General features: G+C 36.9%; 13 protein-coding genes. 6 read left to right on the top strand and 7 right to left on the bottom strand.

Annotated features, from left to right (window positions below; translation table 11 throughout):
* Window positions 1-61: 61 nt before the first annotated feature.
* From BM179_RS23965 to BM179_RS23990, 6 genes are all read left to right on the top strand, one after another.
* Window positions 62-487, top strand: a complete 426-nt coding sequence (locus BM179_RS23965; RefSeq protein WP_092018851.1) for a terminase gpP N-terminus-related DNA-binding protein — start codon at window positions 62-64, stop codon at window positions 485-487.
* Window positions 484-2,049, top strand: a complete 1,566-nt coding sequence (terL, locus tag BM179_RS23970; RefSeq protein WP_092018852.1) for a phage terminase large subunit — start codon at window positions 484-486, stop codon at window positions 2,047-2,049. Before BM179_RS23965 ends, terL begins: the two co-directional genes overlap by 4 nt.
* Before the next feature lie 13 nt (window positions 2,050-2,062).
* The gene (locus BM179_RS23975; protein ID WP_092018853.1) at window positions 2,063-2,476 is read left to right on the top strand and encodes a hypothetical protein; all 414 of its coding nucleotides are present in this window, start codon (window positions 2,063-2,065) and stop codon (window positions 2,474-2,476) included.
* Window positions 2,477-2,496: 20 nt separating this feature from the next.
* Complete coding sequence (locus BM179_RS23980; protein WP_092018854.1) at window positions 2,497-4,986, top strand: phage portal protein family protein; 2,490 nt, start codon at window positions 2,497-2,499, stop codon at window positions 4,984-4,986.
* A 118-nt stretch (window positions 4,987-5,104) separates the two neighbouring features.
* Window positions 5,105-5,608 carry a phage virion morphogenesis family protein gene (locus BM179_RS23985; RefSeq protein ID WP_092018855.1) on the top strand — a complete coding sequence of 168 codons (504 nt, stop codon included), beginning with the start codon at window positions 5,105-5,107 and terminating at the stop codon, window positions 5,606-5,608.
* A complete protein-coding gene (locus BM179_RS23990; RefSeq protein ID WP_092018856.1) occupies window positions 5,605-6,033 on the top strand; it encodes a hypothetical protein in 429 nt (142 codons plus the stop codon). Before BM179_RS23985 ends, BM179_RS23990 begins: the two co-directional genes overlap by 4 nt.
* Window positions 6,034-6,126: 93 nt before the next feature.
* Here the strand turns inward: BM179_RS23990 and BM179_RS23995 are convergent, their stop codons facing one another.
* The 7 genes from BM179_RS23995 to BM179_RS25470 all read right to left on the bottom strand — a co-directional run.
* On the bottom strand, window positions 6,127-6,384 hold the full coding sequence (locus tag BM179_RS23995; RefSeq protein ID WP_092018857.1) for a hypothetical protein: 258 nt from the start codon (window positions 6,382-6,384) through the stop codon (window positions 6,127-6,129).
* A gap of 2 nt (window positions 6,385-6,386) precedes the next feature.
* Window positions 6,387-6,608 (bottom strand): hypothetical protein, encoded by a 222-nt coding sequence (locus BM179_RS25645; RefSeq protein WP_092018858.1) that lies wholly within the window; start codon window positions 6,606-6,608, stop codon window positions 6,387-6,389.
* Window positions 6,592-6,870, bottom strand: a complete 279-nt coding sequence (locus tag BM179_RS24005; protein WP_092018859.1) for a hypothetical protein — start codon at window positions 6,868-6,870, stop codon at window positions 6,592-6,594. The genes BM179_RS25645 and BM179_RS24005 overlap by 17 nt, the downstream gene beginning before the upstream one ends.
* Before the next feature lie 33 nt (window positions 6,871-6,903).
* Window positions 6,904-7,602 (bottom strand): hypothetical protein, encoded by a 699-nt coding sequence (locus BM179_RS24010; protein WP_092018860.1) that lies wholly within the window; start codon window positions 7,600-7,602, stop codon window positions 6,904-6,906.
* A gap of 1 nt (window position 7,603) precedes the next feature.
* A complete protein-coding gene (locus BM179_RS24015) occupies window positions 7,604-7,810 on the bottom strand; it encodes a hypothetical protein (RefSeq protein WP_092018861.1) in 207 nt (68 codons plus the stop codon).
* Window positions 7,807-8,091, bottom strand: coding sequence for a hypothetical protein (locus BM179_RS24020; RefSeq protein WP_092018862.1), 285 nt, complete (start codon window positions 8,089-8,091; stop codon window positions 7,807-7,809). The genes BM179_RS24015 and BM179_RS24020 overlap by 4 nt, the downstream gene beginning before the upstream one ends.
* Window positions 8,092-8,107: 16 nt before the next feature.
* Window positions 8,108-8,346: LvrA C-terminal domain-related protein (locus tag BM179_RS25470; protein ID WP_218159260.1), on the bottom strand; the 239-nt coding region annotated here is incomplete at its 5' end.

Raw genomic sequence — 8,346 nt, forward strand, 5'->3', positions numbered from 1 at the left:
GGTTATACAGATTTTTTAAATCGGCTTTAAAAACGGGCAATTTTGGTAAAAAAAAGAAGATATGGGAGTAAAAAAAGACAAAGTAAGAGAACAAGCGGAAGAGTACTATTTGGACAACATTGAAGCTACACAGCAACAAGTAGCAGAACTATTCAATGTTACACAAAAAACAGTTTCGTCTTGGTGTACAAGGTATGACTGGAACGAAAAACGTATCAATCTGCACGCTTCACCGATTAAGATCAAGCAGCTATTACAGCAAGAGTTGCTTAAAGTTGCTTCCGGAACACCTGGAACGCTAAATGCTGACAGCATAAGCAAATTAATGTCTGCACTTGACAAATGTGATAAGAAAGCTGACCCTATCGTAGTCTCTAGGGTTCTTAAAGACCTTGCAAATTTCGTATCTGAGAATGACCCCCAATTTGCAGCAAAGATGACAGATTGGATGAAGAAATTTTTGCAACATAGAATAAATATCGAATGATAGCAGAACAAGACAATACCAAATACGCAAAAGTTCTCAAAGACTTCGATAAGTTTTGCGTAAGGATTCAGCAGGCTACAAGTATAGACATACATGAAACAGCTGATAGTAAATTAAAGCGTATTAAAGCTAAAGAGAACTCTTATGCAGAATGGTTTGAGTTCTATTTTCCAAGTTTCGCAAAACAAAAGTGTGCCTGGTTTCACATTAAGTTAGCAGAAATAGCAATTAAGCATAAGCGTTTACGTCTGCTGCTTGAACTCTACAGATCAGCCGGAAAGTCCGTTCACGTCTGTATGGGTATTCCTTTGTACTTATACCTGGTTAAGAATGATTTGAAATTTATGCTTCTGATTGGTAAGACAGAGACTAAAGCAAAAAAGCTGCTATCCGGACTTCAGGCACAATTGCAATACAACAACCGTCTAAAAAACGATTATGGAGACAAATTTCAGGCAGGTAGTTGGACTGAAGGAGATTTCTTAACCACCGACGGAGTCAGATTTATGTCACTTGGTTTTGACCAGGATCCTAGGGGTGTTCGAGAAGAAGGAAACAGACCGGATTATATCGTTTGCGATGATGTGGACTCAAAGAAAAGCATCAACAATGACAGAATCATGCGTGAAGCAGTTGATACTGTTGTAGAAGACATCTGGGGAACATTTGACTCAGATGACACCAGTACTGAGCGTTTCATTTTTGCTAATAACAACTTTCATAAGAACAGTATTACAAACAGACTTCATGAATATTTCGAAGAAGTCATTCGTAAAAGTTCAAAAAAGAAATCTACCAGATACGAAATATTAAAAGTTTGTGCTGTAAAAAGCCTTCAAACCTTTCAGCCGGAATGGCCTGAAAAAACCAGCTCAGAGTACTGGAAAGAAAAGTTTGAAGATATTCCGTATCGTTCATTTATGCGTGAATACATGCACGTACACGTACAGGACGGAGCGGTATTTAAGCATGAAGATATTCTATTCTGCGACCCTTTACCATTAAAAAAATATGAGGCACTTTGCTTTTATGGTGACCTATCATACAAGGCAAATGCTGACTTCAAAGCCCTGATTTTAGTTGGAAAAATCGGAAGGGAATTTCATATACTTCATACTTATGTAAGGCAAAAAAGCCGTGCTGATGTAGCAAAATGGCTATATGATCTTTATGAAGATAAGAAGCTTTATTTATTAAACATTCGGTATTTAATAGAAGGGCTTTTTGCAATGGATGAATTTGTAAATGATTTTGATATGGAAGGCTTGATAAGGGGCTATACTATTCCCGTGAGAGCCGACAAAAGAGGCAAAACAGATAAATATGACCGGATTGAAGGAATGAGCGGCTTTTTTGAAAAACACCTGGTATTTCTTTCAAAGAAAGACAAAAGCCCTGACCAGACCGTTCTTGTTGATCAAATACTTGCTTTTGAGAAAGGCAGTAATGCACATGATGATGCTCCTGATGCTTTGCAGGGAGCAATATCATACCTCAACAAAAGGACTTACAAAAAACAAACCAAATCGGCTTTCGGCAAACGTACTTCTTTCAAATTTTAACCTACTTATTTATATGTCATTTATCACAAGAGAGGAGTTTTCGACACATGTGTATGAGGAAGCTCAATACGTAATCTCACGGGGGGATAACGCAAAAATTGACCAGGCTATTAGCATGGGTTTACAAGTTTTAGCCAGGTATCTGACTGCATATGATACCCAATCAATATTTGCCACTACCGGAACAGACAGAGACAAGTACCAGGAATTAATTACGTATACAAAGGACATATCAAAATGGCATTTTATTGCCGTGTGTAATGTATCCGTCGATCTGGAATTAGCTGAAAAACGCTATCAATTTGCAATCAAAGAACTTGAACGTATTCAAAAATCCTCTATCGTTCAAGGCTGGCCGCTTGCTCAGAACAATCAAGACCCAAAGCCTTTCCGGAGCGGGTCAGGCAGAAAATTCAATCACTTTTAACCAGTTTAAACAGCATTTAAATGGCTTCAAACTTATATTCAAAACCAGATAAAGGTTTTTTTAAAACATTGCTTAGTGCAGTCAAAAACTTATCTGATCAACCTCAATTTTCCAGTAAAGGCAGAAAGCTTCCCTGGAACTCTAAAAGCGTTTTCCAAACCCGTCAAGATATTAATAGCTGGAAAAGAGCTGAAGCAGCGTATAACAACGCAGAATATCCGCAAAACTTCTTAATTCAAATCCTTTTTGATGAAGTATTGAAAGATGCCAGGCTAGCATCTCAAATAAATAACCGAATACAACAAGTTTTATCTGCGACTTTTGTACTTAAAAATAAAGGCGGGGAAGTTGATGAAGAAGCAACTAAAACGCTCAGCAAACATCCACTTTTTCGCAGCCTTACCAAATCCGGATTAGATTCAATTTATCGGGGTTATAGCCTTATTGAATTGCTTTTTGACCAAGATGGAAACCTGACCGCTGAAGACCTACCACGCACTAATATTATTGCCCAGAAAGGCATTTTTTTGAAAGATTGGAATGATCAGGACGGTATAAAATACAGGGAAATGACCGAGTTTGGAACTTGGATTCTTGAATATAACAGTAAAGAAATCGGCCTAATCAACAAGGCTGTTTCTCATGTTCTATTTAAGCGTTTCGCAATGGCCTGCTGGTCTGAGCTATGCGAAATATACGGTATTCCACCCCGTGTAATGAAAACTAACACGTCTGATGATGGAATGCTTAAAAGAGCTGAACAAATGATGCAGGATATGGGTTCAGCAGCCTGGTTTATAATTGATGAGGATGAGTCATTTGAGTTTGCAGACAATGTAACTACAAAGGGTGAAGTTTATCAAAATCTCATTCAATTATGCAATGATGAAATGAGTATGCTTATTTCTGGTGCAATCGTAGGACAAGACACAAAGAACGGTTCTAATGCCAAAGAAAAAGCATCACAAGACCTTCAGTGGTATCTTGTACAGGATGATATGAAACTGTCAGAGTTGCAATGGAACTTAATAAACCTGCCTGCACTTGCAAAACATGGCATTATTCCGGATGGACTAACATTAGAATTTGAAAAAGCTGAAGACATTACTCAGCTTTGGACTTTTACGAAAGATGCAATGAGTTTTTATGATTTTGATATTGAATGGCTCAATAACAAATTTGGTCTTAATATTGTCGAATCAAAAAAATCTAATCAGCAACAAAATTCTTTATCTGCTCTCAGTTTTTTTCTCAAAGCCCCGAAAAACGGGGCAATGACGGAAGAGACCTGTTGTGGACAAGCCCACACATCAGAGATTAAGTTGTTATCAACAATTGATGATAATGATTTGATCAAACGCTATTGGGATGGTGAGGGTAACAAGCTATTTGATCAGGAGCTATTTACTTATACAGTAGACAATTTAGCTGAAGCATTTAGTAAAGGCTGGAAAAAATCAAAAGAAAATCTTTCATATGGCATTGAGTACGGAGCTGATGACCCGGCTGCTCTCACAGCCTATGAGATGAATCTGTTCAGGTTTGGTGGTGTCAAAACGCTTGCCGAATCTCAGCTTTTAAACAAAGCCTTCAGAGACTCTAAGAGCTTTCAGGATTTTAGTATTAGAGCTTCTTTAATCACTAAAATTCATAATAAAGATTGGTTAAGGACTGAGTATAATACAGCCCTGTCAGTAGGTGAAACATCTGCTACATATTACAGACTAAAACAGCAAACAGAGCTATTCCCTTTTTGGGAGTACAAGACTGTAGATGACAACAAAGTACGTCCGGAGCATAGATTACTTGATGGTTTGCTACTTAGAGCTGAAGACCCGATTTGGCGGAAAATTTACCCGCCGAATGGCTGGAATTGTAGATGTTATGTAGTGCCACGTCTGAAGACAGAAAAAGGATCAAACGATTTAAGTCAAAATTCTGCTACCGCTGAAGCTTTTACAAATTCGGATGAATTTAAAAAGGCTGAAAAGTCCGGATGGGGAATAAACAGAGCCGAAACACAAGAGGTCTTTACTGCCAATCAGCAGTACATTACAAATATTACTGAAGCCAATAAACTTTTGTCTGAGTTAAGCCCTGCTGATTTCAAAATGAAGGAGGTGACTAATAAACCTGTAAGAGACATATTCAAGGGTGATGCAGTTGCATTCTTTGATGAAAAAGCCAAAGACAATATTTTAACTTTCACTGACTATAACAATCGGAAGTTAAATATTGCCAAACGTGACTTTCTTGCACATAGCACCGAGGGAAAAGAAAGTAGAAAAGAATTTTTACTTGACCTTTCTCGCATTCTCAACAACCCAGACGAAGTATGGTTTAAAGCTGAGCGAAAAGGGCAAATGTTTAATCAATACATGTATATTAAATACTTCGAAGATATGCCAGTGGCTATTGTCGCTGAAATGTCAAAAAAGGGAGTCTTTAAACTGAAGACCTGGTTTGAAGTTGCTAACCTGGCAATCAGATGGGGGCTTTTGATTAAGTAATGAGGGGTACTTATTGTTACACAGCAGTATTTCATGCTCCCTGATCAGCCCTTACCCTCATTGAAGCTTACATTACGTGTAACAATAAGTATATATGATGTTCAAATATAAATGATTAATGACTAATTACCAGAAAATTGACATTTTTTTTCAGTCGTTAGACTCCAAAATGTTAAAGGATGTTCCGGCAATTATATCCGAAACGGCTACTGAGTATTTCAAAGAAAGCTTTGTTACAAAAAGCTTTGATGGCAAAGCCTGGACACCTGCTAAACGAAACGAAAAAAGGGGTTCTTTAATGGTAAGAACAGGGGCTTTAATGGGTTCTATCAGACCCTCTTTGGTAAGTGCCTCAAAGGTAACTATTTCAGCAGGCTCTACTAAAGTTCCATATGCAAAAGTTCATAACGAAGGCGGGGAAGTAATTCTACCACCCCGTAGTGAAACCTTCATCCGGAATAGAAATAAGAAAGGACGGTTTAAAAAAGGAACGGTTTCTGGGCAAGGGTTTACACTCAAAGAATCTCGTTTCAATATGCCTAAGCGGCAATTTATGGGTCACACGCAAAAATTAAACAATATCATTGTTCAACGTATTCAATCTTTATTAAAGGAAAAATGAAAGAGACTTATTTAAATATTTTGCAGCATCTATCTGGAATACCTTTACGATGGATAGACCTTGATAAAGGCCAGCTTTCTTCCTCTACACGTCCGGAAATTGCTTTCCCTGCCTGTCTTATCAAAACAGAAATTATCAGAGCTGATAGCCAGGGGGCGAATGTGCAGTTACTTACATTACAAGTAACATTAAGACTTGTATTTGTATTCATAGGCAGTACGTCCCTGCAAGCTCCACAACAGATCAGAAATGAATCAATGCAGTACCTTGATACTGTACAGGAGGTTTATTTGAAACTACAAGGCAAGCTTAACCAGGATAATAGGCGATATGATAGGATTAGCCAGAGGGAGCAGGACGCTGACGGAATAAAAATTGTGAACATGGTCTTTCAGACGGTCATTCTTGACAAATCAGCAGCATAAAAAAAGCCCGGCAAATACATTGCCGGGCTTTTTTATTTAAAATTCTGATTATCGTATTCAGATACTATAATTAGCGATTATCGTATTCAGACACTATAACAAGCTTTCAGACTCACGTTTTGGGATTTCCATGTACTCCTCAGGAAGAGCATCAGTATTAGGCTCATCTTCAAAAAAATCTATCAAACTATCTCGATAAGATTCCTTAAATCTTGCTGAGTGGAATACTCCAAGCTGTAAATATCCAATCCTGATACCACGTGGATTATATTCTTCATCAATAAAAGAAGGGCTGTAGGCAATAATATCAACACATTCTTCAACTTCTTTAACATTAAATTTCTTCCACATAATTAGAATAATTTTAACTGATTTTTAACTGATTTTTCTTTATGCGTATTCTTATGCTTATAACCTTTCATAAACGCTGAATAACTCATACTGTGACCCAATTCCTTAAGAATCTTCCGGACAAAATAAGTGTCCGGAATATCCTCGTTTCGGTTCTTCCATTCCAGATACTTCATCCGGATAAAATCAACCTTTTTTAAGTGATTTCTATTGTTGTATGCCATTTCTTGGAACTTTAATAGAATATGGAAATTTATTAAACATTCTGGTTATAACTTGAATTTCCTGTAAACAATGAGCTGCTGTTTGGTTTGCTATAGTACAAATAGAAATACAGTAACTATACTTCTTATCTAAATCCTCTTTTGAAAAATACGGATTTAATGAGGTCATGGCATCATATGTGTTCATTACATATTGTCTATTCCTCTCAGCAGCTAATCCAGGTAATCTAACCATAACCAACCTTTCAAATTCTTCTCTCATTTATTTGGTTCTTTTTTTTACAATGAAATTAACCTACAATGCTTCCGTCCTATTTTTTGCATCCAAAAGATACCCCCCCCATTGAACAACCATGTTGTCAGCAATACTTTGAAATGTTTTGCTTTTCTGATGGCCAGACTTAAGCTTACCTTCACTAATACAGTCAGTCCAATATCTTTTTTTAACCTGACCTGTCTTCTTACGTATTGTAATCTGATAAGGTTCTGGGGTATCACTTGCCGTTTTAAGACCAAACAGATCATCTTGTAATCTAAACTGAAGGGGTGGTAAATTTTTAAGCCAAAGAGCTGTACGTTTCATTTCTTTTTCGCCAAAATAATAAGGATGTATTATTTGCGTAGGTTTCAAAATATTAGCTGATATATACCCTATAGGGTTTTCCAAACATATATGCTTAATGGGTGCATCATACATTTTTAGGAAAAATTCAATAGCCTGATTTCGTTTTATAATCCTTTCTATTGCCTTTTTTCCATGATTTTCAATATTACAAAAGTGAAGCCCAGCACTTGACAAGTATGTACATGGAGGGTGTCCAATTAGCATATCCCATCCATCATTAAGAATATCAAAAACAGAGCCTTGATAGTGATTTCCGGGGGATTCAGTAGGTAATAGATCACAACTCATCGCAAAGAAACCAGCTTTATTAAACGAATCCCTGACTACACCCGAATACTCACAAGCAACAAGTATTTTGATTTCACTCATATTAATAGTTCTGTTTAACATGTTCAATTATATCACCCAAATTACCTACAGGTATCATACTGTAATTAATCACCATCTTTTCTACTTTGGCAATAACTTCAGTGGTTACCTCTGCTTGCTCATCGTTTTGTGTCTCTAAATCTTCCCACTGCGTGATAAGATTATATATGACCATACTGGCAGCTACTTGTTGTTGTCGTTTAGTCATTTTGCATCAGTGTTAGAATATTCGTTATTGAAGTCTAAAAACGTACTTGCAGGCAAATCCAAAACCATTTTTGTAATATATTTCTCATCAAGCTCCTTATTTGGCTTTAATCCAAGACTTTCACTACCTCTATTATCAATAATAATGAGACCTTTTGGCATATAGATAAAACCTGCTGAGACAGGCTCAAAACCTTCAAGTTTCAAATCAGAATGCGTAGCCATTTCACTTGTAATAACTGGCACTATCAATTCTTTTCTTTTAAAAATTACGTATTTCATAAGTGATAGTTAAGTTTTAGTTATTCCAAAGCTCAGCGTTAAGATAGGTTTCGGCATGCTTTTTCTGGATACCCTGCTTCATTACTAAGTGTTCATATTTTGGTATGAATAAAAATGCCTTCAAACGCTCAGCTTCAGTCATTTTATTCCATTTGACCTGTGTACGCTTCTTGTTAGATAATTGTTTATGAGCGTAACGCTCCCAAAATTGCTCAAATGTCAAATTCTCCTCAATCTCAATAATCCGGCGGTTCG

The organism is Pseudarcicella hirudinis (assembly GCF_900115665.1).
In the GTDB taxonomy this organism is placed as follows: Bacteria; Bacteroidota; Bacteroidia; order Cytophagales; family Spirosomataceae; genus Pseudarcicella; species Pseudarcicella hirudinis.

Bases quoted from the DNA above. Each gene is read 5' to 3' on its own strand.
- terL (WP_092018852.1), top strand. From the start codon at position 484: ATGATAGCAGAACAAGACAATACCAAATACGCAAAAGTTCTCAAAGAC.
- BM179_RS23990 (WP_092018856.1), top strand. From the start codon at position 5,605: ATGAAAGAGACTTATTTAAATATTTTGCAGCATCTATCTGGAATACCT.
- BM179_RS23965 (WP_092018851.1), top strand. From the start codon at position 62: ATGGGAGTAAAAAAAGACAAAGTAAGAGAACAAGCGGAAGAGTACTAT.
- BM179_RS23985 (WP_092018855.1), top strand. From the start codon at position 5,105: ATGACTAATTACCAGAAAATTGACATTTTTTTTCAGTCGTTAGACTCC.
- BM179_RS23980 (WP_092018854.1), top strand. From the start codon at position 2,497: ATGGCTTCAAACTTATATTCAAAACCAGATAAAGGTTTTTTTAAAACA.
- BM179_RS24015 (WP_092018861.1), bottom strand. From the start codon at position 7,810: ATGACTAAACGACAACAACAAGTAGCTGCCAGTATGGTCATATATAAT.
- BM179_RS24005 (WP_092018859.1), bottom strand. From the start codon at position 6,870: ATGAGAGAAGAATTTGAAAGGTTGGTTATGGTTAGATTACCTGGATTA.
- BM179_RS24020 (WP_092018862.1), bottom strand. From the start codon at position 8,091: ATGAAATACGTAATTTTTAAAAGAAAAGAATTGATAGTGCCAGTTATT.
- BM179_RS25645 (WP_092018858.1), bottom strand. From the start codon at position 6,608: ATGGCATACAACAATAGAAATCACTTAAAAAAGGTTGATTTTATCCGG.
- BM179_RS24010 (WP_092018860.1), bottom strand. From the start codon at position 7,602: ATGAGTGAAATCAAAATACTTGTTGCTTGTGAGTATTCGGGTGTAGTC.
- BM179_RS23995 (WP_092018857.1), bottom strand. From the start codon at position 6,384: ATGTGGAAGAAATTTAATGTTAAAGAAGTTGAAGAATGTGTTGATATT.
- BM179_RS23975 (WP_092018853.1), top strand. From the start codon at position 2,063: ATGTCATTTATCACAAGAGAGGAGTTTTCGACACATGTGTATGAGGAA.